The sequence below is a fragment of the Actinomadura kijaniata genome (genome assembly GCF_014138665.1).
Classification (GTDB): Bacteria; Actinomycetota; Actinomycetes; order Streptosporangiales; family Streptosporangiaceae; genus Spirillospora; species Spirillospora kijaniata.
The window spans coordinates 1,058,625-1,084,225 of sequence record NZ_JACJIA010000001.1 but is presented as its reverse complement, the minus strand read 5'-3'; the positions used below and the strand labels follow the sequence as shown (position 1 = coordinate 1,084,225).

22 protein-coding genes are annotated in these 25,601 nt (G+C 74.1%); 11 read left to right on the top strand and 11 right to left on the bottom strand.

Features of this window, described 5'->3' with window-relative positions; translation table 11 throughout:
* Window positions 1-49 precede the first annotated feature (49 nt).
* The 3 genes from HNR61_RS05205 to HNR61_RS05195 form a co-directional block, all read right to left on the bottom strand.
* The gene (locus HNR61_RS05205) at window positions 50-1,456 is read right to left on the bottom strand and encodes a sensor histidine kinase (RefSeq protein ID WP_182841871.1); all 1,407 of its coding nucleotides are present in this window, start codon (window positions 1,454-1,456) and stop codon (window positions 50-52) included.
* A 641-nt stretch (window positions 1,457-2,097) separates the two neighbouring features.
* On the bottom strand, window positions 2,098-3,333 hold the full coding sequence (locus HNR61_RS05200) for an extracellular solute-binding protein (RefSeq protein WP_182841870.1): 1,236 nt from the start codon (window positions 3,331-3,333) through the stop codon (window positions 2,098-2,100).
* A gap of 319 nt (window positions 3,334-3,652) precedes the next feature.
* Window positions 3,653-4,003, bottom strand: a complete 351-nt coding sequence (locus tag HNR61_RS05195) for a hypothetical protein (protein ID WP_182841869.1) — start codon at window positions 4,001-4,003, stop codon at window positions 3,653-3,655.
* A 487-nt stretch (window positions 4,004-4,490) separates the two neighbouring features.
* Here HNR61_RS05195 and HNR61_RS05190 point away from each other — a divergent pair, with 487 nt between their 5' ends.
* Window positions 4,491-5,978, top strand: coding sequence for a phospholipid carrier-dependent glycosyltransferase (locus HNR61_RS05190; RefSeq protein ID WP_182841868.1), 1,488 nt, complete (start codon window positions 4,491-4,493; stop codon window positions 5,976-5,978).
* On the opposite strand, the gene HNR61_RS05185 is transcribed toward HNR61_RS05190, so the two are convergent.
* Window positions 5,914-7,416 carry a CoA-acylating methylmalonate-semialdehyde dehydrogenase gene (locus HNR61_RS05185; RefSeq protein WP_182841867.1) on the bottom strand — a complete coding sequence of 501 codons (1,503 nt, stop codon included), beginning with the start codon at window positions 7,414-7,416 and terminating at the stop codon, window positions 5,914-5,916. The two genes, HNR61_RS05190 and HNR61_RS05185, sit on opposite strands and share 65 nt — an antisense overlap.
* Window positions 7,413-8,720, bottom strand: a complete 1,308-nt coding sequence (locus HNR61_RS05180) for an aspartate aminotransferase family protein (protein WP_182841866.1) — start codon at window positions 8,718-8,720, stop codon at window positions 7,413-7,415. The genes HNR61_RS05185 and HNR61_RS05180 overlap by 4 nt, the downstream gene beginning before the upstream one ends.
* 218 nt (window positions 8,721-8,938) lie before the next feature.
* On the opposite strand from HNR61_RS05180, the gene HNR61_RS05175 reads away from it, so the two are divergent.
* Window positions 8,939-10,555: a PucR family transcriptional regulator gene (locus HNR61_RS05175; protein ID WP_182841865.1), complete on the top strand. Its 1,617-nt coding sequence runs from the start codon at window positions 8,939-8,941 to the stop codon at window positions 10,553-10,555.
* A gap of 9 nt (window positions 10,556-10,564) precedes the next feature.
* On the opposite strand, the gene HNR61_RS05170 is transcribed toward HNR61_RS05175, so the two are convergent.
* A complete protein-coding gene (locus tag HNR61_RS05170) occupies window positions 10,565-12,004 on the bottom strand; it encodes an NAD(P)-binding protein (protein WP_182841864.1) in 1,440 nt (479 codons plus the stop codon).
* Window positions 12,005-12,165: 161 nt separating this feature from the next.
* Between HNR61_RS05170 and HNR61_RS05165 the strand changes: the two genes are divergently transcribed.
* The 3 genes from HNR61_RS05165 to HNR61_RS05155 all read left to right on the top strand — a co-directional run bounded on the left by HNR61_RS05165 (window position 12,166) and on the right by HNR61_RS05155 (window position 14,576).
* Window positions 12,166-13,080, top strand: a complete 915-nt coding sequence (locus HNR61_RS05165) for an aminoglycoside phosphotransferase family protein (RefSeq protein WP_182841863.1) — start codon at window positions 12,166-12,168, stop codon at window positions 13,078-13,080.
* Complete coding sequence (locus HNR61_RS05160) at window positions 13,071-13,856, top strand: GNAT family N-acetyltransferase (RefSeq protein WP_312897774.1); 786 nt, start codon at window positions 13,071-13,073, stop codon at window positions 13,854-13,856. The genes HNR61_RS05165 and HNR61_RS05160 overlap by 10 nt, the downstream gene beginning before the upstream one ends.
* Before the next feature lie 156 nt (window positions 13,857-14,012).
* The gene (locus HNR61_RS05155) at window positions 14,013-14,576 is read left to right on the top strand and encodes a Uma2 family endonuclease (RefSeq protein ID WP_182842307.1); all 564 of its coding nucleotides are present in this window, start codon (window positions 14,013-14,015) and stop codon (window positions 14,574-14,576) included.
* A gap of 43 nt (window positions 14,577-14,619) precedes the next feature.
* On the opposite strand, the gene HNR61_RS05150 is transcribed toward HNR61_RS05155, so the two are convergent.
* On the bottom strand, window positions 14,620-14,856 hold the full coding sequence (locus HNR61_RS05150) for a hypothetical protein (protein WP_220508898.1): 237 nt from the start codon (window positions 14,854-14,856) through the stop codon (window positions 14,620-14,622).
* Between the two features lie 115 nt (window positions 14,857-14,971).
* On the opposite strand from HNR61_RS05150, the gene HNR61_RS05145 reads away from it, so the two are divergent.
* On the top strand, window positions 14,972-16,081 hold the full coding sequence (locus tag HNR61_RS05145; protein WP_312897773.1) for a carboxylate-amine ligase: 1,110 nt from the start codon (window positions 14,972-14,974) through the stop codon (window positions 16,079-16,081).
* Window positions 16,082-16,147: 66 nt separating this feature from the next.
* Here the strand turns inward: HNR61_RS05145 and HNR61_RS05140 are convergent, their stop codons facing one another.
* Entirely contained in the window at window positions 16,148-17,425 is a 1,278-nt protein-coding gene (locus tag HNR61_RS05140) for an erythromycin esterase family protein (RefSeq protein WP_182841861.1), read from the bottom strand.
* 113 nt (window positions 17,426-17,538) lie between these two features.
* On the opposite strand from HNR61_RS05140, the gene HNR61_RS05135 reads away from it, so the two are divergent.
* Window positions 17,539-18,252, top strand: a complete 714-nt coding sequence (locus tag HNR61_RS05135) for a MerR family transcriptional regulator (RefSeq protein WP_220508897.1) — start codon at window positions 17,539-17,541, stop codon at window positions 18,250-18,252.
* 9 nt (window positions 18,253-18,261) lie between these two features.
* Here the strand turns inward: HNR61_RS05135 and HNR61_RS05130 are convergent, their stop codons facing one another.
* A complete protein-coding gene (locus tag HNR61_RS05130) occupies window positions 18,262-19,068 on the bottom strand; it encodes an SAM-dependent methyltransferase (protein WP_182841860.1) in 807 nt (268 codons plus the stop codon).
* 303 nt (window positions 19,069-19,371) lie between these two features.
* Between HNR61_RS05130 and HNR61_RS05125 the strand changes: the two genes are divergently transcribed.
* On the top strand, window positions 19,372-21,273 hold the full coding sequence (locus HNR61_RS05125) for a CAP domain-containing protein (protein WP_182841859.1): 1,902 nt from the start codon (window positions 19,372-19,374) through the stop codon (window positions 21,271-21,273).
* Between the two features lie 306 nt (window positions 21,274-21,579).
* Here the strand turns inward: HNR61_RS05125 and HNR61_RS05120 are convergent, their stop codons facing one another.
* On the bottom strand, window positions 21,580-22,422 hold the full coding sequence (locus tag HNR61_RS05120) for a TrmB family transcriptional regulator (protein ID WP_246441959.1): 843 nt from the start codon (window positions 22,420-22,422) through the stop codon (window positions 21,580-21,582).
* Between the two features lie 64 nt (window positions 22,423-22,486).
* Between HNR61_RS05120 and HNR61_RS05115 the strand changes: the two genes are divergently transcribed.
* The 3 genes from HNR61_RS05115 to HNR61_RS05105 are packed head-to-tail and all read left to right on the top strand — an operon-like array spanning window position 22,487 to window position 24,940.
* Window positions 22,487-23,143 (top strand): class I SAM-dependent methyltransferase, encoded by a 657-nt coding sequence (locus tag HNR61_RS05115; protein ID WP_182841857.1) that lies wholly within the window; start codon window positions 22,487-22,489, stop codon window positions 23,141-23,143.
* Window positions 23,144-23,175: 32 nt separating this feature from the next.
* Window positions 23,176-24,009: a hypothetical protein gene (locus HNR61_RS05110; protein ID WP_182841856.1), complete on the top strand. Its 834-nt coding sequence runs from the start codon at window positions 23,176-23,178 to the stop codon at window positions 24,007-24,009.
* On the top strand, window positions 24,002-24,940 hold the full coding sequence (locus HNR61_RS05105; RefSeq protein WP_182841855.1) for a hypothetical protein: 939 nt from the start codon (window positions 24,002-24,004) through the stop codon (window positions 24,938-24,940). Before HNR61_RS05110 ends, HNR61_RS05105 begins: the two co-directional genes overlap by 8 nt.
* On the opposite strand, the gene HNR61_RS49825 is transcribed toward HNR61_RS05105, so the two are convergent.
* Entirely contained in the window at window positions 24,915-25,598 is a 684-nt protein-coding gene (locus HNR61_RS49825) for a helix-turn-helix domain-containing protein (protein WP_220508896.1), read from the bottom strand. The two genes, HNR61_RS05105 and HNR61_RS49825, sit on opposite strands and share 26 nt — an antisense overlap.
* Window positions 25,599-25,601 lie beyond the last annotated feature (3 nt).

The following is a 25,601-nucleotide window of genomic DNA, read 5'->3' as shown; positions in this document are numbered from 1 at the left end:
TGTGGCAGGACCGCCGTGCTGATGTGGCCATGAACTCCGACGACACGGCCTAACGGTCCTGCGGGGGGTCGGGTTCCAGCGGGAGGCGCAGCACGAAGCGGGCGCCGGGCTGGTCGCCCGCGGCGACGTACAGCAGCCCGCCGTGCCGGGCGACGATCTCCCGGGCGATCGGCAGGCCCAGCCCCGAACCCCCCGCGTCGCGGCTGCGCGCGGCGTCCAGCCGGGTGAAGCGCTCGAAGATCCGCTCCCGGTCGCCGTCGGGGACGCCGGGACCGTCGTCGCGGACCTCCAGCACCGCCTCGCCCGCCACCCGGTCGGCGCGCACGGTCACCCCGACCTTGGCGCCCGCGTGCCGGTCGGCGTTGGTCAGCAGGTTCACCAGGGCCCGCGCCAGCTGGAGCCGGTTGCCGACCACCCGCACGCCGGGCTCCAGGTCGGTGCGCACCGGAACGCGCGGCTCGCGGCGCGCCAGCTCGCCCTCCACCAGCTCGGCCAGGTCCAGCGGGACGCGCCCCGGCTCCACGCCGGAGTCCAGCCGGGCCAGCGCCAGCAGGTCCTCCACGACGCGGTGCAGCCGGTCGGTGTCGCTCAGCGCGTACCGCACCGTCTCCAGCAGGTCGCCGTCCTCGGGGTCGTCCAGGGCCAGTTCCAGCCGGGTGCGCAGCCCGGTGATGGGGGTGCGCAGCTCGTGCGAGGCGTCGGCGACGAAGCCGCGCTGCTGGTCGACCGAGCGCTCCAGCCGGTCCAGGGTCGCGTTGATGGTGCGGGCGAGGCGTTCGATCTCGTCGCCGGTGTCGGGCACCGGGACGCGGCGGGCCAGGTCGGAGGCGGTGATGTCGGCCATCTCCGCCTCGATCCGGGCGACCGGCGCCAGCGTGCGGCCCACCGTCCGCCAGATCCCCCACGCCACCAGCGCCAGCAGCACCGAGCCCAGCGCGGCCAGCGCGCCCGGCAGCAGGCCGCTGCTCAGCAGCCACGGCTCGGGCACCGCGGCGTAGACGGTCACGTCCCCGTAGGTCTCGGTGACGACCTCGAACCCGACGATGATCGCGCAGCCGGACAGCACGTCGTCGTCCCGGCACACGCGGCTGTCGACCCGGTTGTCCTCGTCGCCGGAGCGCAGCCGGGAGATCGGCGCCTTGCCCCGCAACGGGGCGGTGGCCGCCACCACCTCGCCGCCCGGGTCGGACACCACCTGGATCAGCAGCACCCCGTCGTCGGCGGGCAGGGGGTCGGGCAGCCTGCCCTTGGAGGCCGACACCGCCACGTGCCGGGCGACGCGCGCGGCCGTCTCGGTGAAGTGGCCCTCGGTCGCGGCGCGCAGGGCCACGGCGGTGGCCACCAGGGCCGCCCCCAGCAGCGCGCCGACCACCAGCGTCGCGACCAGGGTGACGCGGGCACGGGAGGAGCGCGGCCCGCCGGGCCGCACGCGGTGTACGGCGTTCCCGGCGCGCATGTCTCATTTGTACGCACCCGTCCTCCAACGGAGAGCAAAGAGAGTTTCGCGCTCCGCCGCGAGAGCGCCGGGGGACTCCGGGCGGCGGACCGACACGCGGTTCCGGGTGATCCCCGTTCCCGGCCTTTGCCAGCCCTTGGACACCCCCTGAGGTAGAGCACACCGGTCTCGACCTATAAAAGAACACGGGAAGTAGCCGGATGAACACCGGGGAGGTGACATGGGACCGACGGACGAGCCGAGGTTCGACCCGCGCGCGCTGACCCGTGCGCAGCGGCAGGGCGACGCCTGCGTCGCCTGCCGCAAGAGGTGGCCTCGCCCGCGCGTCCGGGTCGGCCGTGTCCCCGACGGGAGCGGGGTGTTCGCGTGCGCCGACTGCGCACCGGCCCTGCCGACTCTCGGCGCTCGTCACGCGCCGCCGGCTACGGGCGTCGCACGACCGGTGGCGACACCGGCGTCGGCGCGGGCGGCGGTCGTCACCTAGACCGTCCGCCCTGGAGATCTCTCCAGGAGGAGGGTGACCCGGGTATTCGGGGGGAGACCCGGGACCACCCCGCAGGAGGCGCGCCCGGCTGGGGGCGGTCGGGCGCGCCGGAGAGGTCTCCGCCCCGCCCCGCGCCCCGCCTCACGTCCTGGTCACGTCACTTCCTCGTCGCGTCGTGCCAGGCCCGCACCCACGCCTCGTAGTCGGCGCAGTCGCGTTCGCCGTTGGTCGCGGTCGCGCCGCCGCACACCTTCGACGGCGCGTAGGCGAAGATCACCTTGTCCAGGTGGGCGCGGTCGCCGACGCGGTGGGCCGAGCAGAACGCGCCGCGCAGCCGGTCGCCCGAGCATGCCTGCGGGTTGGCGGGGGCGACGCCGTTCCACTCGGCGATCTGCCGCTGCACGTCGGGCGAGGCGGTCCACCGCAGCCACTGGTACACGCAGTTGGGGTGCGCGGCCCGCGCGCCCATGACCCAGGCGTTCATCCAGCCGGTCACGCCCTCGGCCGGGGTGACGGCCTGCACCTGGCGGCCCGCCCGGCCCAGCACGTCCGGCTGGTAGGGCCAGGTCTGCCCGAGCACCGCGCCGCCGCCCGCGAACGCCGCGACCGCGTCGGCGGGCTGCTCCCAGTACCGCTGGACGTGCGGCCGCTGCTCGGCCAGGACCCGGGCCGCCGCCGCCAGCTGCGGCGCGGTCAGCGAGTACGGGTCCTTGATCTTGAGCTTGCGGTCGCGGGACCGCAGGTACAGCGCGGCCTCGGCGATCGCCAGCGGGCTGTCCCGCATCACGATCTTGCCGGAGTACCGGCGGGCCTGCGCGGGGTCCAGCAGCGACGCCCAGCCCGACGGGGCGGGCTGCACCGCCTGCGTGTCGTACATGACCAGGTTGGAGCCCCAGGTCGCGGGGACGCCGTAGACGTCGGCGCCGCGCTTGAGCAGCCCGCGCAGCCGGGGTTCGAGCTTCTTGTAGCCGTCGACCAGGTCGGGGTTGACCGGGGCGAGGTGCCCGCCCTCGATCAGCCGGCCGGTGACCTCCGGCGGGGCGACCGCGCCGTCGTAGCGGCGGTTGGGGTCGCTCAGCAGGGAGGTCATCTCCTCCGGGGTGCGCGCGCTCCGCCAGCCGACCTTGCAGCCGGTGCGCTCCTCGAACGGGGTCACCCAGTTCACGCGGGAGTCGGTGCCGCCGTTCTCGACGTAGCCCGGCAGCGTCACCAGGTCGATCGCGCCCTCGCCGGGTCCCAGGCTGGCGGCGGCCCGCACCGCCCCGGCGGGCCGTTCCTCCTGGCCGCTGCACGCCGCCAGCGTTCCCGCCGCCGTGACCAGAACCGTTCCCAGCACCGCCCCGCGGACCAGGGTCCGCGTCCCGTCGCCCAGCCGCCCGGCCGTCAGCCGCATCTCACTCCGCTCCCGTCCGAATCCGTCAGCGCAGCGTAGCGTCTCGGCGGCGGTGTCCCGGCGGCGGCCGGAGGGGGCGCGCCGGACGAAAGGGTTTTCAGACGGGTTTACCTGCAAGCCGAACGACTATTAACCGGGTATTGCGGCGTCCTTTTCCGGACGGGACCGGCGGAAATGAAACCGCCGCGGTCCGGGGGGCAGCGGGTGCTGGCGTCCGCGCCATACACGGAGGTTGCTGGAGAGGGATATGGCGCGGGCTACTGCCCTTCCCGGGACCGCGGCGGCACCGGTGGACGTGGCGAGGTTGGGGAACAGCGGATCACCTTGCAGTGCTGCCTGGCCACGCGACCACCGGGACCCGGCGGAACGGCGGCGGTGTGACGCCCTCGATACGGAGGAGATTCGAGGGACGCCGCGCGTCCGTCCGGGTGCTGGGAGACGACCTGCCAGGGTCGCCGTCGATCAGTTCCTGCCCGTACCCGTCGTGGAGGACCACCTCGATCCGTGCGATGAGCCGTTGCGGTGTCGGAGCCTCGATGAACCGGCCGACGTCGCGGTCGCGGGGCGGCAGGGCCCACCAGTGCCCGGTGAACAGACCGAACCAGATGGTCCAACCCGGATAGCGTCTGGCGAGCGCCTCGACCTCCGCGGCGTGGTCGTCAGCAGTCATAGCGCGGCTCCCTGCGCACCGACCCCGTTCTGCGGCCTTCCGGCCGGAGAACCTGACCCTTTTGCAATTTCGCCTCAATTAATTGAGACAGTCAGATTGTGTCGCCCGCCACAGGGCCAGTCAATACTTGTAGCTATTATTTGTCACAGCCGAGAAGACGGAAATTGACGACGGAAATGTGCGGGCGGTAGAAATTATCGAGGACCTTCCACCTGCCCGTTCTCACGCGGCGTGACGATCGGTCGCCGTTGGCGACGGGGGCGTGGAGCCCGGTGCGGGCCGGGGCGCGGGGCGTGCCACCGGATACCGGCGGGGACGTCACGCGCCAAGCCCGAGACGCTACGCTGCGTTCACCTCCGGGTCATCCGCGAAGGTTAGAGTCGCCTTTCTTGTGAGCCAGGACAGGACGGACCGGCCCGGCATCCCCGGTCGAACATTCATCACTTTTCATGCCTTTTGCACGGTTCGCCGGATCCAACGGCACGCGGTGTTCGCGATCGCGCTGGCGGGCGCCGTTCTCGTCCGGTGGACGGCGGTGCGCGGTTATCCCGGGGTGCTGTGGTTCACCGGCGACTCCTACTTCTATCTGGGACGCGCCCTGCGGCCGTCGCCCTCCCCCAGCAAGTCGATCGGGTACTCGCTGCTGCTGCGGGTGATGGAGCCGCTGCACGACCTGACCGCCGTCGCGGTCGCGCAGCACCTGATGGGGCTCGCCGTCGCCGTGCTGGGGTACGCGCTGCTGCGGCGGTGCGGCCTCGGGCAGGTCCCGGCGACGGTCGTGGTGCTGCCGGTCCTGTTCGACGCCCGGCAGGTGCAGCTGGAGCACCTGCTGATGTCGGAGGCGCTGTTCACGTTCCTGATCGCCGCCGCGCTGGTGCTGCTGCTGTGGCGGGTGCGCGAGCCCTCGGCCGTCCCCGGCTGGCCCGCGGCGACGGCGGCGGGCCTGCTGCTGGGGTTCGCGGTGCTGGTGCGGTCGGCGGGCGCGCCGCTGGTGCCGCTGGTGCTGGCCGGGCTGCTGCTGTGGCGGGGCGGCTGGCGGGCCGCGACGGCGTTCGGGCTGGCGGCGGCCCTGCCGCTGGCCTCCTACGGGCTCTGGTTCCGCTCGACCAACGGCGCCTTCGGGCTGACCAGCAGCGACGGGCTGTACCTGTGGGGGCGGACGGCGGTGTTCGCCGACTGCGCGAAGATCCGGCCGCCGTCGCACCAGGAACCGCTGTGCCTGCGGCCGGAGCTGAGGGCGGCCGGGCACCATCCCGGCCACCTGATCTGGCGGAGCGAGGCCCCGCCCCGGGTGCTGTACGAGAACGTCACCTCCCCGTTCGCCAACGCGACCATGCGCGACTTCGCGATCCGGGCGATCCTCGCCCAGCCGGGCGACTACCTGCGCGTGGTCGCCGACGGGATCGGCAAGGCGTTCAGCCCGCACCGGTTCCCGGTGCCGACGGCGGCGACCGAGTCGCTGTACCACTTCCCCGAACGCCCGCAGGTGTTCCCCGGCGGGCGGAGCTGGGGCGCCGACCCGGAGCGGCCGTCGACGGCGCTCACCGACGCGATGCGGTACGGGCGGACGTGGCGGCCGAGCCGGGTCGTCGAGCCGTACGCCGGGCGGACGCGCGCCTACGAGCGCGCGGTGACGCTGCCGGGCCCGCTGCTGGGGGTGGTCTTCGCCGCGGGCGGCCTCGGTATCGCGCTGGGCCGGCGGCGGCGCGCGGTGCTGCTGATGTGGGGCACGGCGGTGACGCTGCTGGTGTTCCCCATCGCCAGCGCCGACTTCGACTACCGGTACGTGGTCCCGGCGATGCCGTTCGCCTGCCTGGCGGTGGGGCTCGCGCTCACGCCCCGCACGGACGGGGACTCCGGAACCGGTGGGGACTCCGTCCGTGCGGGGCGGTGGGCACGGCCCGGCGGGCTCAGCCGTTGGTGGGGAAGCCCAGGTTCACCCCGCCGTGGCTCGGGTCGAGCCAGCGCGCCGTGACGGCCTTGGTGCGGGTGTAGAAGTGGACGCCCTCCATGCCGTGGGCGTGGCTGTCGCCGAACAGCGACGCCTTCCAGCCGCCGAACGAGTAGTAGGCCATCGGCACCGGGATCGGCACGTTGATGCCGACCATGCCGACCTCGACCTCGTTCTGGAAGCGGCGCGCGGCCCCGCCGTCGTTGGTGAAGATCGCGGTGCCGTTGCCGTAGGGGTTGTCGCCGATCAGCCTCATCGCCTCGTCGTAGGTGGCGACCCGCACCACCGACAGGACGGGGCCGAAGATCTCGTCCCGGTAGGCGTCCATCTCGGGCGTGACGTGGTCCAGGACGGTCGGGCCGAGCCAGAAGCCGTCCTCGCCGCCGCCCAGGATCTCGGTCTCGCGGCCGTCGATGGCCAGGGTCGCGCCCTGGGCGACGCCGCTGTCGAGGTAGGAGGCGACCTTGTCGCGGTGCTCGCGGGTGACCAGCGGACCCATCTCGGACTCGGGGTCGTCGCCGGGGCCGACCTTCAGCCGGGCGACCCGCTCCCTGATCTTCTCCAGCAGCTCGTCGGCGACCGGCTCCACCGCGACCAGCACCGAGATCGCCATGCAGCGCTCGCCGGCCGAGCCGAAGCCCGCCGACACCGCCGCGTCGGCGGCCAGGTCCAGGTCGGCGTCGGGCAGCACGACCATGTGGTTCTTGGCGCCGCCGAGGGCCTGCACGCGCTTGCCGGTGCGGGCGGCGGTCTCGTAGATGTACTGCGCGATCGGGGTGGAGCCGACGAACGACACGGCCTTGACGTCGGGGTGCTCCAGCAGCCCGTCGACGGCGACCTTGTCGCCCTGCAGGACGTTGAACACGCCGTCGGGCAGCCCGGCCTCGGCCCACAGCTCGGCGATCCGCACCGACGCCGACGGGTCCTTCTCCGACGGCTTGAGCACGAACGTGTTGCCGCACGCGATCGCCACCGGGAACATCCACATCGGCACCATGGCCGGGAAGTTGAACGGGGTGATCCCGGCGACCACGCCGAGCGGCTGGAGGATCGAGTAGGCGTCCACCTTCGAGGAGACGTTCTCGGAGAAGCCGCCCTTGAGCAGGTGCGGGATGCCGCAGGCGAACTCCACGACCTCCAGGCCGCGCGCGACCTCGCCGAGCGCGTCGGAGACGACCTTGCCGTGCTCGGCCGAGATCAGCTCGGCCAGCTCCAGCTTGTGGGCCTCCAGCAGCTCGCGGAACCGGAACAGGATCTTCACGCGGCGGCTGAGAGGGGTGTCGCGCCAGCCGGGGAAGGCGGCCTTCGCGGCGGCGACGGCGGCGTCCACCTCGGCCGGGGAGGCGAGGTCGACCTTCCCGGCGACGCGGCCGGTCGCGGGGTTGAAGACGTCGCCCTGGCGTTCGGCCGTGCCGGTGTGGGGCTTGCCGCCGATCCAGTGGGTGAGGTGCTTGGTGCTCATGCGGTCGCGGCCTCGTTCACGGTCTCAAGGGAGTCGATCAGGATGCCCAGGCCCTCGGCGGCCTCGGCGTCGGACAGGGTCAGCGGCGGGGCCATCCGCACGGTGTTGCCGTACAGGCCGCCCTTGCCGACCAGCAGGCCGCGTTCGCGGGTCGCCTCCATCAGGGCGGCGGCCAGCGCGGTGCTGGGCTCGCCGGTGCCGGGGTCGACCAGCTCGACGGCGAACATCAGGCCCTTGCCGCGGACCTGCCTGACGATCGGCAGCCGGGTCGCGGCGTCGCGCAGCCCGTTGATGATCGTCGCGCCCTGCTTGGCGGCGTTGGCCTGGAGGTCGTGGTCCAGAACGTAGTCGAGGGTGGCGTTGGCGGCGGCGGTGGAGATCGGGTTGCCGCCGAAGGTGGCCAGGCCGACCGCGTGCAGCGCGTCCATCAGGTCGCCGCGCGCCACGACGCCGCCGATGGCGAAGCCGTTGCCGAGGCCCTTGGCGAACGTCATCGCGTCCGGGGTGATCCCGTGGGCCTGGATGCCGAAGAACGTCTCGCCGGTGCGGCCCCAGCCGGTCTGCACCTCGTCGGAGATGAACAGGATGCCCTGCTCGTCCAGGACCTCCTTGTAGGCCGCGAACAGCCCGTCGGGGGCGGCGGTGAAGCCGCCGACGCCCTGGATCGGCTCGGCGATCAGCGCGGCGACGTCGCCGCCGGTCGCGGTCGCCAGCACGTGCCGCAGGTCCTCCACGCACACGTCGACGTACTCGGCGTCGGTCAGGTTGCGGAACTGCGGCAGGTGCCGGTCCGCGCCGTGCAGGAAGTGCACGTTCAGCGGCGAGTAGGAGTTGTTCTTCCAGGCGCGGTTGGAGGTGACGCCGATCGCGCCGAACGAGCGGCCGTGGTAGCTCTGCCGCATCGCCAGGACCTGGTCGGTCCTGCGCGCGTAGGTCGCCAGCAGCAGCGCGGTCTCGTTGGCCTCGGTGCCGGAGTTGGTGAAGAACACCTTGGCGTCGGGGATGCCGGACAGCCGGGCGATCTTCTCGGCCAGCTCGACCTGGCCGCGCAGCAGGTACGCGGTGGAGGTGTGCACGACGCCGGTCGCGAGCTGGCGTTCGACGGCCTCGCGCACCTCGGGCACGTCGTACCCGATCATGTTGGTGAGGATGCCGACGAAGAAGTCGAGGTAGGTGTTGCCCTCGGCGTCGGTCACGCGGCTTCCCTTGCCGGCGACGAGCTCGATGGGGTTGCTGTAGTTGAGAGCCAGCCAGCCGGGCATGACCGCCCGGTGGCGCTGGAGAAGGGTCGCGTGTTCCGCCATGGGCCCAGTCTCGCGGTCCGCCGCGCGGCCTGCCAGCGGCAGAGTGTCAGCACCGGGGCGGAACGATTGACGCTCTGACAGGGTGTGGCGCTACGGTATCCGTGCTGGTACCCGGCCGCCGCCACCGAATTCGCACTGGTCACACCGACCCCAGGGTTTTCAAAATGTAACATTTCCCGGGTCCGGACTTGACAGAGTGTCGGGTTACGATCGGCGCGATGCTTCCCACCGTCGCCGACGTCCTCCAGCTCGACGCCGTCCGCCGCGGCCAGCCGCGCGTGGTGGCCGGCGGCGACCGGCTGTCCAACCGCGTGCGCTGGGTCCACGTCGCCGAGGTCACCGACATCGCCCACCTGCTGCACGGCGGCGAGCTGGTGCTGACCACCGGGATCGCACTGCCCGACGAGCCCGCGCGGCTGCGCGTCTACATCGGCGAGCTGGCCGAGGTCGGGGTGAGCGGGCTGATGGTGGAGCTGGGGCGGCGGTACTCCAGCGCGCTGCCGCCCGCGCTGGTCGCCGCCGCCGAGGACCACGGGCTGCCGGTGGTGGTGCTGGCGCACGAGCCGGCGTTCGTCGACATCACCGAGGCCGTGCACGCCCGGATCGTGCAGGACCAGTTCGCCGAGCTGCGGGCCTCGGAGCAGCTGCACGAGATCTTCACCCGGCTGTCGGTCGAGGGCGCCTCCACCGACGAGGTGGTCCGCCAGGTCGCGGCCCTCGGCGGCCACCCGGTCGTGCTGGAGAACCTGGCGCACCAGGTGCTGGCCGCCGACGCCGACGGCGGCGACCCGGCCGAGCTGCTGTCGGCGTGGGAGACCCGCTCCCGCGCCGTGCGGCCCGACCAGCGCACCGCCTACGACGAGGCGTCGGGATGGCTGGTCACCACGGTCGGGGCGCGCGGCGAGGACTGGGGCCGCCTGATCCTGGTGCTGGGCGCGCCGCCGTCGCCCCGCGAGACGGTGCTGGTGGAACGCGCCGCCACCACGCTGGCCCTGGGACGGCTGCTGGACCGGCACGCCGAGAGCGCCGAGCGCCAGGCCCACGGCACGATCATCGCCCGCATCCTGGAGCACTCCTACTCCGACCCGCAGGAGGCCGCCGCCCGCGCCCGCGCGCTCGGCGTCCCGCTGTCGGGCCGCCGCCTGCTGGGCGTGGTGCTGCGCCCCCGCACCGCGACGGCGGCGGGCTCGGCCGCCGAGCTGGCCGAGCTGGCCGAGGTCGCCGCGACGGCCTGCAAGGACGCCCGGCTGGCCGCGCTGGTCGGCGTGCTGGACGAGGGCGGCCCGCACGCCCGGGTCGGCGTGCTGGCGTCGCTGCCCGCCCGCACCGACGTGGAGACCGCGCTGAGCGAGGTCGCCACGCGGGTCCGCAAGCAGTCCGGCGGCGAGGTGGTGATGGCGACCGGCTCGGTGGTGGAGTCGATCCGGGACGTGCGGCGGTCGTTCCAGGAGGCCGAGCAGGTCGCGGACGTGGCGTGCCGCAGCGCCGGCGGGCGCCTGTTCTACCGGCTGCCGGACCTGCGGCTGCGCGGTCTGCTGCACCTGCTGCGCGACGACGCCCGGCTCCAGACGTTCGTGGAACGCGAGCTGGGCCCGCTGCTGGAGTACGACGCCCAGCGCGGCAGCGACCTGACCCGCATCCTGGAGCTGTACCTGGAGGCGGGCCGCAACAAGGCCGTCGCCGCCCAGCAGGCGCACCTGTCGCGCCCGGCGTTCTACGAGAGGCTGCGCCGCATCGAACGCGTCCTGAACGCCGACCTCGACGACGTGGAGTCGTGCGTCTCCCTCCACGTCGCCCTGCTGGCCCTCAGCTCGGTCCGCTGGGAACGCCCCTGACCGGGCCCCTCACCCCAGCTCCTCGACGGCGCGCCAGGCCGCGTCGATGGCGGCGTCGGCGTAGGCGCGGTTCTGGGAGTCGGAGTCGGCGATGGTGACCCGGCCGAACGGGCGGCGCCCCCGCACCGACGGCAGCGGGCCGTCGGGCCAGAAGTCGGCCCACGGGCGGCCGTACTCCAGCGCGTAGCCGTGGCCCCAGCGGTTGACGGTGATGCCGGGGATGTCGCGGGCCGGATCGAAGCCGCCGCCCTTGAGCAGCCGGGTGAGCTGGTCGCGGATGCTGCGCTCGTACCGCTCGTAGGGCCGGCCGAACAGCTCGCGGCGGCCGGGGCCGATGCCGCCGCGCGGGTTGCGGTAAGCCGGCGCCGTCGCCATCCGGATCATGTGGACCAGCACCGGCTGGCCGGGGTCGTGGGAGAACCGGTAGCCGCCCATGCTGACCGGGTAGTCCAGCTCGGCCACCACCCAGTCGCCGCTGGTGAAGCGCGTGTGGTAGATCCCGAGCCGGCGCCACGCCCGCCAGTCGCGCAGCAGGACCATCGCGTACACGATCGGCAGCTTGGTGCCGTAGAACAGGGCCTCCCTCCGGGAGGTGGGCAGGTCCTGCATCAGGTACGGGATCATGGTGTTGCAGCAGGCCATGACCACGCCGCCCGCCGTGCAGCGGTGGACCTTCCCGTCCCGGTGGAAGTCCACCTCGACGGTCTTGGCGCCGGGGTTCCCTCCGGTGTGGTGGACGCGCACGCACGGGGTGTTGAGGCGCAGCCGGACGGCGTCGCCCGCCACGTCCAGCCGGGAGTAGTCGATGCGGGCGGAGGTCTCCCCGCCCATCGCGCGGGGCGCGCCGGTGCCCGGGATCAGCCTGCCGACCAGCAGGCGGCAGACGCCGTTGTTGCCGTCGGGGAAGTGGTCGATGCCCAGCTCGTCCAGCAGGCCCCGGGCCTCCTTGCTCCACACCGACGGGGCCTCGATGGACTGCGAACCGCCGTAGCCGACGATGAGCCTGCCGTTCACGGTGAACTCGTTGCGCCGTGCGTGGCCGCCGAAGTCGTCGTGGTTGTCCAGGATGAGGACCGTGGCGTTCGGGTGCTTCCTCCGGTAGAAGTAGGCCGCGCTGAGCCTGCTGATGCCCGCGCCGACCACGACCAGGTCGTAGTGCTCGCCGGTGCGGTGGACGGGTTTCTCCCCCGCCCAGAAGACGCCGTCGCGCAGCTCGTGCGGGATGCGCATCGCCGGGTTGGTCGAACCGCGCAGCCCGGTCATCGCGGGCGGGTGGCCGGGGCTGCCCCGGCCCGCCTGGTCCCAGCCGTCGGGCGGGTTCACGACCTTGTCGTGGATGCCGCCCCACTCCCCGGCGGCGCATCCCGACAGCAGCCCGCCGGTGGCCGCGGCCCCCACGGTCACGGCCATGCCGTCCAGGAGGTCCCGACGGCTGATCTTCCGGTCCATCCCGAGCTCCCGGTCGGAATGGACGGGCTGGTACGAGTTGTCCCCCGACATCGATCCCCCGACCGCACGCCCTCAAAAGATCTTCCACCCGGGGCCGCGCCGGAAACGGCCACCGGAAAAGGGAAGGTCCCCGCGGGCGCGGGTCGCCTATCGTGCTGATCATGCGGATCGAGGTGCCGGAGAGGCTGGCGGAGGTCCAGGCGGAGACCAACGGGGACGCCGGCCGGCGGTGGGTCGCCGGGCTGCCGGGGCTGGCGGCCGACCTGCTGGAACGCTGGGAGCTGCGCCCCGACGGGGAGCCCCGGCACGGCTGGGCCTCGCTGGTGGTCCCCGTGCGGCGGGCCGGCGGCGGCGCGGCGGTGCTGAAACTCCAGCTCGTGGACGAGGAGAACGCGGGCGAGGCCGCGGCGCTGCGGGCCTGGGACGGCCGGGGCGCGGTCCGGCTGCTGGCGGAGGACGCCGGGCGGGGCGCGCTGCTGCTGGAACGCCTGGACGCCGCGCGTTCGCTGGCGGACCTGCCCGACGACCGGGAGGCGCTGGCGGTCCTGACCGGGCTGCTGGCGCGGCTGGTGGCGGCGCCCGCGCCGCCGGGGATGCGGACGCTGGCCGACGTCGCCCGCGCGATGCTGGCGGACGCTCCCGAGCTGCTGCCGGCGCTGCGCGGCGCGGACCGGCGGCTGGCCGACGTCTGCGTGGGGGCGGTCCGGGAGCTGGCCGACGAGGCCGGGGACCGGCTGCTGCACTGGGACCTGCACTACGGGAACGTGCTGTCGGCCGACCGGGAGCCGTGGCTGGCGATCGATCCCAAGCCGCTGGCCGGCGACCCGGGGTTCGACCTGCTGCCCGCGCTCCGCAACCGCTGGGACGACCTGGTCGCCGCCGGGGACGTGACGCGGGCGCTGCGGTGGCGGTTCGACCACATGACCGAGGTACTGGGGCTGGACCGGCGGCGCGCGGCGGGATGGACGCTGGGGCGCGTGCTCCAGAACGTCCTGTGGGACCTGGAGGACGAGGAGGAGCACATGGACGACGCGCAGCGCGTCGTCGCCGAGTGCCTGGAGCCACTGTGGACCTGACCGACCGGATGGACCGCAACCTCGCCGAGCACGCCTGCCACCTGCACCGGGGGACGCCGGGCATGACGGTGGCCGAGCCGGGGGACGTGCTGGTCGCCGACAGCGGGCTGGACGACGACACCTTCAACATCGTGGCCGCCGCGCGGTTCGCGCCCGCGACGGCCGCGGCGCGGATCGCCGAGACGGTCGCGGCGGTCCGCGCGACCGGGCGGCCCTTCTCCTGGTGGGTCGGGCCGGAGGCCGGGGACCTGGGCGAACGCCTGGCCGACGCGGGCCTGGAGCCGTCCGAGCGCGAGGCCGCCATGTGGGCCGAGCTGGACGACCTCCCCGCGGTCCCGCGGCCGGACGGGCTGGAGATCCGGCGGGTCACCACCGAGCCGGAGCTCGCCGACTACGCCGTGACGCTGGCCGCGCTGTGGGAGCCGCCGTCGGTGACCGTTCCGCGGTTCTACCGGCTGACGGCCGCTCCGGCGCTGCGGAGCGCGGCCCGCTACCTGGTCGGGTACGTCGGGGGCGAGCCGGTGTGCACGGGCGAGGTGTTCCTCCACGGCGGGGTCGCCGGGATCTACAACATCGCCACGCTGGCCGCGCACCGCCGCCGGGGCTACGGGGGCGCGATGACGCTGGCCACCCTGCGCACGGCCCTGGCGGAGGGCCACCGGACCGCGGTGCTCCAGGCGTCGGCCGAGGGCGAGCCGGTGTACCGGCGCCTGGGCTTCCGGACGGCGGGAACGTTCACCGAGTTCGCCATCACCGGAGCAGGTGGCGGCCGGTGACCAGATGCCCCCTGGCGATCCCCGTCGCGGACCGTGGCCGGTTGATAGCCTGAAGTCGTTCAGGGCGAAGCGCCCTGGGCGGTTGCCATCCCTGGAGGACGACTCTTGGCGGCGGAAGCCGAGCCCGAGCCTGCGCCACGACAATCCTCGAACACCGTGCCGGATTGGCTGATCCCGCCGCCCGAGGGGTTCACGGCGGAGGACCTCGATCGCCTTCCGCAATTGCCCCCTCGCACAGAGCTCATCGATGGCGCTCTCGTTCTCGCGAGTCCCCGGGCCATCTTCCACACACTGGTGCTCTCCTTCCTGGAGCACGCACTGCGTCAGGCGTCCCCGAAGACGGTGCGCGTGCGACGCGAGATCACTGTGAGGTTGGCCAAGCGTCAACGTCCGGAGCCGGATCTCCTCGTTCTGCGCGCCGGCACGGCGGAGGACCGGCGGGAGACCAGCTACCGGGCCGAGGACGTGGTCCTGGCCGTCGAGGTCGTCTCCCCCGAGTCCGAGGAGCGGGACCGGATGCGCAAGCCCCAGCTCTACGCCAAGGCCGGGATCCCCCATTTCTGGCGGGTGGAGGAGCAGAACGGCTACCCGGTGGTCTACGTCTACGAACTCGACCCGTCCACCGGGCAGTACGTCGCCACGGGTGTCCACCGTGACTCGCTCAGGGTGAGCGTTCCGTTCGACATCGAGCTCGATCTCAAGGAGATCGACAAGTTCTGACATCGAGAACGGCGAGGCGGGGGACGGCCGTGGGCCCGGAGGGTCACCGGAGGAGGTAGCGGGCGGCGATCAGCGCGGCGGGGTCGGGGGTGGCGCGGACGCCGGTGCGGCGGCCGACTCCGGACAGCTCACCGGCGTCCCGGCCGACCTTGGCGGGGTCGGAGACCACCAGCCCGGCCAGTTCCAGGTCGGGGTGTTCGATGATCGCGCGCAGCGCCTGCCTGCCGACATTGCCGGTGGCCCACTGCCCGACCCGGTACGCCATCGCGTCCCCTCCCATGACCAAGCGCTAGCTCAGTCAGGCGCATTGTAGGCATGATCGGGTCCGGATGACGAGAAGTACATCCGACGTACGGGGGCAGGTACGGAGTGTGAAACCTTACGAGACCAACCAAGTGCGGACTTTCGGGGTGGAAGAGGAGCTGCTGCTCGTCGATCCCGAGACGGGTGTGCCCCAGGCCGTCTCCGGCGCGGTGATCCGGTATGCCCGTGAGCACGGTGAGCAGGTTCCCGTGCCCAACGGTAAGGACACGTTCGAGACCGAGATGCAGCGCGAGCAGCTGGAGACCGGTACCCGCCCCTGTACCTCCCTGGACGAACTGGCCGAGCAGATCCGCGCGGGCCGCGCCGCCGCCGCACAGGCCGCCGCCGGGGTGGACGCGGCGGTCGTGGCGCTGGCCACCTCGCCGGTCGAGGTGCGGCCGTCGTTGACCCCCAAACGCCGCTACCGGATGATGGCCGACGCCTACGGCGTGACCGCCGACGAGCAGCTCACCTGCGGCTGCCACGTCCATGTGAACATCTCCTCCCCCGACGAGGGCGTGGGCGTGCTGGACCGGATCCGGCCGTGGCTGCCGCCGCTGCTGGCGCTCAGCGCCAACTCCCCGTTCTGGCAGGGCCGCGACACCGGTTACGACTCCTGGCGGCAGCGGGTGTGGGACCGCTGGCCGTCCAGCGGGCCGACCGAGCCGTTCGAGGACGCCAAGACCTACCGCGCCACCGTGGACGCGCTGCTGGAGACCGGCGTGCTGCTGGACGAGGGCATGATCTACTTCGACGCGCGGCTGTCGCGGCACTACCCGACGGTGGAGATCCGGGTCGCCGACGTGTGCCTGGACGCCGACGACACGGCGCTGATGGCGGCGCTGGTCCGGGCGCTGGTCGACACGGCGGCCGACGAGTGGCGGGCGGGGCTGCCGCCCGACCCGGTGCGCACGGAGCTGCTGCGGCTGGCGATGTGGCGGGCCAGCCGGTCGGGGATGCGCGAGGAGCTGGTCCACCCGGTGACCAGGCACGCCGCGCCCGCCCGGACGGTGGTCGAGGCGCTGCTGGAGCACGTGCGCCCCGCGCTGGAGCGCAGCGGCGACCTCGACACGGTGCTCCGCCTGCTGGACGCGCTGTGGGAGCGCGGCAACGGGGCCACCCGCCAGCGCGCCTCCTACGAACGCGCCGAGAACGTCCACGACGTGGTCACCGACGCCATCCGCGCCTCCGCCCCCCGTTAGGCCTTCCGTCCAGGGCGGTTCCGGCCGGCGCGAACGCCGATCGGAGCCGCCCTGGGCGATGCGGGGCTATCCCGGCGCGTTCGCGAAGATGGTGCCCTTCCAGCCGGGCACCGACCTGATGAACGCGACGGCGTCGGCCGCGTCGAGCCGGCCCGGGTCGAAGGGGACGTACCGGGGGTCGTCGGTGACGCGCTCGCGCAGGCCCGGGTGCGTTTCGAGCGCGGCGGCCAGCTCCTTGCCGGGGAACAGCGCGCGGTCGGCGGTGGCCTCCGACAGCACCGCCTGGAGGGTGTCCTCCTGCGGGGACGGCCCGCCCCCCTCCAGGTCGCCGAAGTCCGCGGCGATGAAGGCGTACCGGTCCCGGACGGCGGACGCGACGATGGCCCCCGCGCTCCACCAGCGCGCGTCGATCTCCCCGAACCGCAGCCGGGCCGAGCACCGTTGCAGGTGGGCGTTGTGGGCGAAGACCAGGCAGGGGCCCCGGTCGGCCTCGGCGCGGGCGACGGCCAGCAGGTTGTCGGCCATCATCGCGTCGCGTAGCTGCCCCAGGGCCGCGACGCGGTCGGGCGCGGCGGAGGCCATCGCCGCGTGGTAGCGCAGCAGCCCCCGGGCGGTCCGGGCCGACGTGTACGCGCGCTCGAACCCGGCGTCGGAGTCGGCGTGCCGCAGTCCCGGGGCCTGCGCCTCGAACAGCGCGACCAGGTCGTCGGCGGCCAGGCGCAGTTCGCGGGCGCGGGGCGTGTTCCCCACGGACCGGGCGGGGTTCATGATCGCCTCGGGTTCGCTCCAGTCCGCGTCGTCGCCGAGCAGCCCGGTCAGCGTCCCGGCGTCGTGGGGGACGCGGTCCTCGCCCAGGTGCGCGGCCAGGTACGACCGCGCGGCCAGCAGGGAGGCGCGCGGGCTCTGCGCGGCGACCGTCTCCATCGGGGCGTCGAACCCGTGGAACCGCACCTGCTCGCCGGGGTCGCGGCCCGCGTTGTGCTCGCGCAGCCAGACGACGAGCGCGCGGTTGGCGGGCGAGGCCCCGAAGCCGTGGCTGAAACCGGTGGCGAGGACCTCGTCGAGGTCCCCCGCCCCGGTCGTGACGTGGTCGTTCACGACGGCCCCCGCCAGGCAGTCGCTCTCGATGGCGAGGGACCGGAACCCGTGGCGCTCCACCAGGTGGGCCAGCAGCTCGTTGCGCAGCCGCGGGAAGGCCTCGACGCCGTGGGTCGGCTCGCCGAGGCCCAGCAGGGCGGGCCGCCGGTCGAGCGCCGCGAGGAACCGGTCCGCGGCCGCGCCGAGCCGCGCGGGGTCGTCGCCGAAGGGCAGGGCGGCATCGTGGACCGACAGTCGAAGGGACATGGCACACCTCTCCCGAAATCGGATCGTCCCTTCGACCGTATCCTTGGATAATCCGTTGAGACTTAGACGCGAAAACAGCGGGTTTTCATCATGGAAACCCTCAAAGAGGAGTCATGGCACCACGAGCGCTGCGGCCGGTCGACCTCGCCCGCGAGCACGGCCTGTCCACCCAGGCGGTCCGCAACTACGAGGACGACGGCATCCTCCCCGCCGCCGAGCGCGGCGAGACCGGGTACCGCCGCTACTCGGCCGTCCACGCGCAGGCGCTGCGCGCGTTCCTCGCCCTGCGCCCCGGCTACGGGCACCAGACGGCCGCGGCGATGATGCGGGCCGCCCACCGGCGCGACGAGGAGACGGTGTTCCGCCTCCTCGACCGGGCGCACGCCGACCTGCTGCGCGAGCGCGACACCCTCGACGAGGTCGCCGCCGCGCTCGGCGCCCTGGCCACCGCGCCCGCCCCGGAGCGGGACCGGGCCGGGACGCTGACCATCGGGGCCCTGGCCCACCAGCTCGGGATGCATCCGGCGTCGCTGCGCAAGTGGGAGGAGGCCGGGATCGTCCGCCCGGAACGCGACCGGGCCACCGGCCACCGCCTCTATCCCCCCGAGGCGGTGCGCGACGCGCGGACGGCGCGCCACCTGCGACGCGGCGGATACCCGCTCGCCCAGATCAGGGTGTTCGTCGAGCAGCTGCGCGCCGCGGGCGACACCCCGGCCCTGGAGGACGTGCTCCAGGGGTGGCGGGCCCGGCTGCGGCGGCAGAGCAGGGCGATGCTCGAAGGCGGGCACCAGCTCGACGTCTACCTCACGATGCTCGACCCCGCCTAGCGCGGCGGGTCAGGGCTTGCGGGCCAGCGCCGCCGCGCCGAGGCGTCCGATGGTGCCGAGCGGGAGGCCCACCGGCCCGTCCGGCCGCCACTCGGGGATGTGCACCAGGCCCGGTTCCAGGATCTCCAGTCCCTCCAGCCAGGTGAGGGTCTCCTCGAACGAGCGGAACCGCCCGGTGCCGAGCATGCCGAGGAACGCCTTCTCCAGCTCCTCGCTGGCCGGGTCCACGTCCACGAAGGTCGTCATGAACAGCAGGCTGCCGGAGGGCACCGCGTCCATGTACGCCCGGACGATGCCGCGCGGGTCCTCCTGGTCGTGCAGGTGGTTCAGCACGCCGACCAGCATGACGCCGACCGGCCGGGTGAGGTCCAGGTGCCGGTTCACCTCGGGGTGGGCCAGCACGGCGGCGGGCTCGCGCAGGTCGGCCGTCACCACCGTGGTCCGCTCGTTCTCGGCCAGCAGCGCCCGGCCGTGGGCCAGCACGATGGGGTCGTTGTCGACGTAGACGACGGCGCTCTCGGGCGCGACGGCCTGCGCGACCTGGTGGGTGTTCTCCACGGTCGGCAGCCCCGAGCCCAGGTCGAGGAACTGCCGGATCCCCGTCTCGGCCATGTGCCGCACGCCGCGCCGCAGCGCCGCGCGGTTGTCGCGGGCGAGCCGGGTCACCTCGGGCAGCACCTGGTTGAGCTGGTCGATGAAGCCGCGGTCGGGCGCGTAGTTGTCCTTGCCGCCGAGCGCGTAGTCGTAGGCGCGGGCGATGCTCGGCCTGGTGACGTCGATCCCGAGCGCGGCCCAGTCGTGTTCCCGCTCCGTCATGTCACCCTCCGTCGCACGCCCCGAACGACCGCGTGCCCGATGGGACATCCCGGCCCTGGCGAATGATCGTAGACGGCGCGGGGCGCGTTCGCTCCTCCCACCCTGAAGCCAGGATGAGCACTTCCTTAAGGCCGCCTTAAGCGGACCACTTTTGCCAGGTTTCGCGGCGATACGCCCTTATGGTCCTTCGCGGCGCCGGGTTGATCTTCCGTTCGCGGACGGTCCCCGGCGCGTCCGCGCGGCCCCGCTCCCGACCCGGAGGGCCGCGCGGACCCGACGTTCCTGACCCCCGCAGGAGAGACCTTGCGCAAGGACACCAGCGCGGACGGCCCCGACCGGCCGTCCGCGTCCCGCCGCCGGCGCGGCGTGATCGTCGCCGCGTCCACCGGCGCCCTGTTCCTCACCTCCCTCGGCGCCGTCGGGCTGACGGCGAACGACCCCGACCCGGGACGGCAGGCGCTGTCGAGCGCGGCGGCGCCCGACCCGGTCCCGGCGGACCCGGGCGCCGACCAGGAGCGCGCCGCCGACCCGCGACAGCAGCGCCTGCTGAACGAGCAGGTCGGCCGGACCCTGGTCCGGCAGCGCGCCCGCGCCGCCGGAGACGACCGGGGCGCCCCGGTCGTCGAGGCCCGCCGCTCCGACCGGCGGCACCGGTGGGTCTTCGGCTCCTCGGCGCTCCCGCCCACCGGCCGGGCCGACCACGCCAAGCCGGTGACCTCCCTGTTCCTGGCCCGCCGGACCGGACGCGGCTGGGACGTGGCGCTGGAGGGGACCGCGAAGTTCACCCGGCACCTGCGCCAGGCGCCCGCCTCGGTGGTCCCGCCCGCCGAGAAGCGCACGCTGACCCGCTACAACTCGGCCAGGGGCGCCGGGGACACGGGGCTGCGCCTGCCCTGGAAGGTCGGCGACTCCTGGGTGATGGGCGGCGGCCCGCACGGCAACAGCGGCGGCAGCCGCCCGTTCAACTCCCTGGACTTCAACGGCGGCGACGGCCGGGTCCTGGCCGCGGCGGCCGGGCGCGTGTACCGGTTCTGCAGCACCGACCGGAGCCGGGGACTGATCCGGGTCGTGCACGACAACGGCTACGCGACCGAGTACTACCACATGCGCGACACCGTGCAGGCGGCCGACGGCGCGCGGGTCGGCCAGGGCGAGTACCTCGGGCTCATCGGCACCGACCTGCCCTGCGGCGGGAGCGCGACCGGCCCGCACGTGCACTTCGCGCTGCGGCAGGGCGGGCAGCCCGTCGCCGTCGACGGCAAGACCATCGGGGGCTGGACGTTCCGCGAGGGGACCGCGGCCTACGGCGGCTACGCCGAGCGCGCCGGCCAGCGCGTGCAGCCCGGCCGGGGCCGGATCCGCCACGAGCCGACGGCCGGCACTCCGGGGACCACCCCGCCCAGCCCGACCGCCACGCCCAGCCCGACCGCCACGCCGCCCACGGGCCGTCCCCCGGCCGGGTCCGCGACCGGGGTCGTGAACTCCGGCTGGTACCGGGCCGTCAACCTGCGCGGCGGCCCCGGCCTGACCTACCGGATCGTCGGCCACGCCCGGACCGGCGACAAGGTCCGGATCACGTGCTCGGCGCGCGGCGACCAGGTGCGCGCCCCCGGGGCCAGCTCGAACGTGTGGTTCCGGCTCCCGCGCGACCGGTGGGTGAGCGCGGCCTACGTCTACCTGGACACCTCCGCCGCGGTCCCGTCCTGCACGACCGTCCCCAAGCCGAACCCGACCGCCAGCCCGAAACCCCCGTCGCCCACTCCCGGCAAGCCGACGGCGACGCCGACGACGCCCCCGGCCACGCCTCCGGCGGGCGGCTCCAAGCAGACCACCGCCGAGGACGAGGTGGTGCGGCTGACCAACGCCGAGCGCGCCAAGGCCGGATGCTCCCCGCTGCGGATCGACGAGCGTCTGCGCAAGGCCGCCCGCGGCCACGCGGAGGACATGCGCGACCGCGGCTACTTCAGCCACAACTCCCCCGACGGCAGGACGCCGTGGGACCGCATCAGGGCGGCCGGATATCCGGCGGGCGCGGCCGAGAACATCGCCAAGGGCTACCCCGCGCCCGCCGACGTGGTGAAGGGCTGGATGAACAGCTCCGGCCACCGGGCCAACATCCTCAACTGCGGCCTCAAGGCCATCGGCGCCGGAGCGGCCTACGGCTCCGGCGGCCCGTGGTGGGTCCAGAACTTCGGCCGGGAGTGATCCCTCACTGACCCGGGAAGACCCCGCGGGGGCCCGTTCCACGGAACGGGCCCCCGCGGGCACGCCCTGACGGTCCCGCCGCTGACCGGCACGCCTACTCCTGCGACCGGGGCTGGGCCCGTGGCGGCTAGGCCGTGTTTCAAAGCCCTGGCCCACGGCGCTCGCCTGGCGGCTCGCACCTCACCAGGGCTTGGCGAGCGCGACATCGCTTCGCGATCTGACCCGCGGGCCCTCGCCTCCGGCGTCGGGCCCGCAGGTCAGGTAACGCGCTCGCGTGCGCGGCTGAGGCCCACTTTGAAACAAGCCCTAGGCGCCGTTCGGGGCGCGGCCTCGGCCGAGGAGGCGCAGCAGGCCCGGGTCGGTGGCGAACAGGCGGTTGAGCTCGTCGGCGCCGACCCGTTCGGCGAGGATCTGCAGCGCGATGTCCTGGCGGACGTACTCGGCCGCCATCAGCGCCACCGCCGGGTCGGCGGTGTAGACGCCCCACGCCGACCCGTCGCGCCCGAACCCGCCGACCACGGCCTCGCGCCGGTCCCCCACCACCACGATCAGCCGGTAGCCGAGGTCCTGGAGCACCGCCTCGGGGGCCGAGTAGCGGTGCTCGTAGACGTGGCCGACCCGGTCCTCGCCGAACGGGTCGGCGGCCTTGCCGAACGTCATGACCGACACCTCGACGCCGCGCCCGGCGGCCTGCCGCACCTGCCCCTCCAGGCGGCGCAGCTCCTGCGGCCACACCGACAGGAACAGGTCGCGGCGCGCCCCGGCCAGCACGTCCCCGGCGCGGGCCAGCATCGCCTCGCCGTCCTTGAGGTTGTGGATCGGGTGCGCCTCGGGGGCGGCGACCACGGAGGGCAGCGCGGTCTGCAGCGCCTCCACCGACCCGTCGAACTCGCGGCGCAGCCGGTCCAGCAGCGAGTGCGGCGGCAGAGGCAGGTAGTCGGTGGCGTCGGCCGCGCCGCGCAGCTCGTAGGCCGCGCCGCGCGCCACGAGCTTGCCGAGCGTCTCGTACACCGTGCTGCGCGGGACGCCCGAGCGCTTGGCGACCTCGTACCCGTTGATCGGTTTCCCGGCGGCGACCAGCGCGACGTACGCCTTGGCCTCGTATCCGGACATGCCGAGTCGCTGGAGGTGCTCGAGAACGTCCTGCATGCTCATATGGCCGCCATGCTACGCCCCGTCACCGCCGGGCGGATCGTCCCGGGAGAATGCCGGGATGACCCGGCTGCTGGACGACGACGCCCTCGAACGCTCCCCGGTGGTGGCCAACAACGCCATGAACCGCGAGCGCACGCTGCGCGGCTACGCCCGCGGGCTCGGGGTGGACATCGTCGCGGCCCGCCCCGCGCGCTGGCTGGACCTGTGCTGCGGGACCGGGCGCGCGCTGTTCGAGGCCGCCGCCCTGCTGCCCGACACCGAGATCGTCGGCGTCGATCTGGTGGACCACTTCCTTCCGGCCGTGCCACCGGCGAACCTGCGACTGGTGACGGCGTCGGTGGCGGCGTGGGAACCGCCCGGCGCGTTCGATCTGATCACCTGCGTGCACGGGCTGCACTACGTGGGCGACAAGCTCGGGACGCTGGCGCGGGTCGCGTCGTGGCTGGCGCCGGACGGGCTGTTCGTCGCCGACTTCGACGCGCGCGGCGTCCACGTCCCAAGCCCGCGCCGTCTGGCCGCCGAACTGCGCGCGAACGGCTTCGTCCACGACGCCCGCCGCCGTCGCGTCAGCCTGCGGGGCCGCCGCGAGGTCGCGTTCCCCTACCGCTACCGGGGGGCCGACGATCAGGTGGGGCCGAACTACACCGGGCAGCCCGCCGTGGCCTCGTTCTACGTGGACGAAAACGGTTCGCGGCCTGGAGGATCCGCCTCGTAGCGTGAGGGGCGGCGGGAGCGAGGAGGGGCGAGGTGGCCGACCGGGCCAACTACGTGATCGTCCGGGACGGGACGTGGAGTCTGCACGAGTCGCGGCGGGGCGCGCCCCGGCTTGAGGGGGACCTGCTGGAGGGGCCGGAGGCCGCCACCCGCGAGTTCGGGGGGTTCCGGCGGGGCGAGGGGTGGCTGGGCGACGGGCTCGCCGCGGCCGCCGCGCTGGTCGACCATGACCGGCGGCGGCTCCTGTACTACTCGACGGAGATCGACGACTACGCGTGGCGGGCCGCCGTCCGGGAGACGCTGCGGCGCGTCTGGAGCGGGTGGGACGTGCGGTGGGCCTTCGACGGGCAGGGCGACCTGGCCGCGTACGTGGGGTGTGACCGGGCGGTCGTCCGCGACGGGTCCTCGCCGTCACCGCTGTGGGCGTCCCACGGCACCGCCGATTTCGTCGGCTGCCTGGTGACGGTCGCGGACACCGGCGGAACGCGGGCCTACGCGCTGGACACGCCGTTCTCGGACCTGCTCGCGCGGGGCGTGGACCTGGTCGGGGCGCTGCCGGAGGGGGCACGGGTGACCGAGTGCCTGTCGCTGCCGGAGTCGGGGATCCACTTCGACATGGCCGGGCGTTCGGCGGGGTTCTGGACGGTGCAGCCGGTGCGCGGGGCGGACGAGCGGGCGCGGGCGCACCGGCCCGGCTGGGAGTGGGCGATGTGGAACGACCGCTACGGGGAGCAGATCGTGCGTTCGGGCCTGGAGCTTCCCGAGCCCGACATGGCCGGGGCGTACGAGGAGCTGCGGCGGCGGACGCGGGCGGGCTCCCCGGCGCTGGCCGTCATCGACGTGTTGGGGAGCGGGGCGCGTGGGTGAACGGGCGAACTACGCGGTCGTGCGGGACGGGTCCTGGCGGCTGTACTACTCGCACTGGGGCGCGCTCGAACTGCACCTGGACCTGCTGCCGGGGCCGGACGCGGCGACGGCGTTCGCCGAGGCGCAGCGGCCGGTCGGGCCGGACGGGTGGCTCGACGACGTGTGGGGCGAGGGCGGGGCCGTCATCGACCACGACCGGCGGGTGCTGCTGTACCACCTGCTGGAGATCGAGCATCACGGCGAGTGGAGGGCGATCCGGGAGGTGCTGCGGCGGACCTGGCCCGGCTGGGACGTGCGGTGGGCCCACGACGGGCAGGGCGACCTGGTCTCCCACGTGGGCGGGGACCCCGCGAGCGTCCGCGACCACGATCCCGACGACGCGCAGCCGCCGAAGCCGTGCGAGCCGCCCGACGGGTGGCCGTGCTGCGCGGTGACCGTCGGCGGGCGGGCCTACGCGTTGGAGAACGACCTGTCGGACCTGCTGGAACACGGCCCGGATCTGGTCGGGATGCTGCCGGAGGAGGCGGCGGGCGTGGCGTTCCGGTTCCCGGACGCGGGGATCCACTTCGACGTGGACGAGCGCCACGTGGGGGTGTGGACGACCCAGACGCTGTGGGGCTCGTTCCAGCGCGCGGCGGCCCGCTGGCCGGAGTGGCGGTGGACGCTGTGGGGCGACCGCCACGAGGAGCATCTCTCCGCCGCGGGCGTCACCTTCCCCGAGCCCGACATGGCGGCGGCGTACGCGAAGCTGCGCGAGAGGCTGATCGCGCACCGGGGTCGCGACCGCACGGCGGTCGCGGGCGAGCTGTTGCGGGGGCTCGCCGAGCGCGGCGAGGACCCGACGCCCTCCCCCCACCTGTTCGACCACCGGGAGGTGCGCTCGCCGGACGCGCACGTGCTGGCGGTCATCGACGCGCTGGCGGGGCGCTGACCAGGGAACGCGGGGTGCGCCCGAGCAGGCCGCGCGACAGCCGGGTCAGGTGGGGCTGGTCGGCGAGGCCCGCCAGGTGGGCGGCGTCGGCGGGCGGCACGTCCGCCAGGGCGGTGACCGCGACGCGGAGCCGCGCCCACTGGCGCAGCCGTGCCAGGGGGACGCCGACCGCCGAGCGGGTCAGCGCCCGCAGCCGGTGCGCCGACAGCCCGACCTCGGCGGCCAGGTCCTCCAGCCGGGCGGCGTGGGCGAGATGGTCCAGGGCGTGGGCCAGGCGGGGGTCGAGGACGGCGGGCCGTCCCAGGGCGGCGGCCAGGTCCGGCGGGTCGGCGGCCAGCAGGCGGCGCGTCGTCCGCTCGTCCAGGGGCAGCGGGGCGTACGGCCGGGAGATCTGCCAGGGGTCCAGGAACACGGCCGTGTAGGGGCCGGTGGTGGCGGCCGTGTGCGGGAGCCGCGGCGGGACCAGCACGCCCGGCGCCCGCCCCCGGCCGTCGATCTCCACGTGGCCGGACGCGCACAGCACGAGTTTCCAGGCGGGGTGCGCGTGGCGGGTGACGGCGGCCGGGCCGTCCTCGGCGAAGACGGTCACCGGGCCGGACGCGCGCAGGCGGCGCCCGGTTCGTTCAAGACCCGGCGCCCCGGCCGGCTGGACGATCACGCC

Coding starts and splice junctions, on each gene's coding strand:
- HNR61_RS05205 (WP_182841871.1), bottom strand. CDS start 1,456: ATGCGCGCCGGGAACGCCGTACACCGCGTGCGGCCCGGCGGGCCGCGC.
- HNR61_RS05200 (WP_182841870.1), bottom strand. CDS start 3,333: ATGCGGCTGACGGCCGGGCGGCTGGGCGACGGGACGCGGACCCTGGTC.
- HNR61_RS05195 (WP_182841869.1), bottom strand. CDS start 4,003: ATGACTGCTGACGACCACGCCGCGGAGGTCGAGGCGCTCGCCAGACGC.
- HNR61_RS05185 (WP_182841867.1), bottom strand. CDS start 7,416: ATGAGCACCAAGCACCTCACCCACTGGATCGGCGGCAAGCCCCACACC.
- HNR61_RS05180 (WP_182841866.1), bottom strand. CDS start 8,720: ATGGCGGAACACGCGACCCTTCTCCAGCGCCACCGGGCGGTCATGCCC.
- HNR61_RS05175 (WP_182841865.1), top strand. CDS start 8,939: ATGCTTCCCACCGTCGCCGACGTCCTCCAGCTCGACGCCGTCCGCCGC.
- HNR61_RS05170 (WP_182841864.1), bottom strand. CDS start 12,004: ATGGACCGGAAGATCAGCCGTCGGGACCTCCTGGACGGCATGGCCGTG.
- HNR61_RS05165 (WP_182841863.1), top strand. CDS start 12,166: ATGCGGATCGAGGTGCCGGAGAGGCTGGCGGAGGTCCAGGCGGAGACC.
- HNR61_RS05150 (WP_220508898.1), bottom strand. CDS start 14,856: ATGGGAGGGGACGCGATGGCGTACCGGGTCGGGCAGTGGGCCACCGGC.
- HNR61_RS05140 (WP_182841861.1), bottom strand. CDS start 17,425: ATGTCCCTTCGACTGTCGGTCCACGATGCCGCCCTGCCCTTCGGCGAC.
- HNR61_RS05135 (WP_220508897.1), top strand. CDS start 17,539: ATGGCACCACGAGCGCTGCGGCCGGTCGACCTCGCCCGCGAGCACGGC.
- HNR61_RS05130 (WP_182841860.1), bottom strand. CDS start 19,068: ATGACGGAGCGGGAACACGACTGGGCCGCGCTCGGGATCGACGTCACC.
- HNR61_RS05120 (WP_246441959.1), bottom strand. CDS start 22,422: ATGCAGGACGTTCTCGAGCACCTCCAGCGACTCGGCATGTCCGGATAC.
- HNR61_RS05115 (WP_182841857.1), top strand. CDS start 22,487: ATGACCCGGCTGCTGGACGACGACGCCCTCGAACGCTCCCCGGTGGTG.